The organism is Brevibacterium sp. SIMBA_078 (assembly GCF_046534565.1).
Classification (GTDB): domain Bacteria; phylum Actinomycetota; class Actinomycetes; order Actinomycetales; family Brevibacteriaceae; genus Brevibacterium.
This window is the reverse complement of the sequence record NZ_JAWRYQ010000134.1, coordinates 1-296: the sequence shown is the minus strand read 5'-3', so window position 1 is coordinate 296 and position 296 is coordinate 1. Positions and strand designations below refer to the sequence as shown.

Annotated in this window: 1 protein-coding gene; it reads left to right on the top strand. The window is 37.8% G+C overall.

The features are described from left to right. Nucleotides 1–25 precede the first annotated feature (25 nt). On the top strand, nt 26–296 hold a 271-nt coding region (locus tag SB749_RS19175), incomplete at its 3' end, for a hypothetical protein (protein ID WP_410711702.1).

The following is a 296-nucleotide window of genomic DNA, read 5'->3' as shown; positions in this document are numbered from 1 at the left end:
CGGACAAAAATTCTACTTGTATGGAATGATGGATGGTATCTTACAGTACAAAGATGGTAGTCGTGTTGGATTTGAATTTAAAACAAAAAGTACAAAACAGGACACTATCCACAAATTGAAGAAGCCAAGTCCTAGTCACATACAACAGACGGTAGCTTACAGTTTGCTATTCGGAATTGATGAATACTTGATAACCTACGAATCTGTTTCTAAGGACGAGTGGAGAAGCGGCCCGATTGCCTACGAGGATATAAAACCTTTCTATGTGAAGGTTACAGAAAAACAAAAGTTAAAGC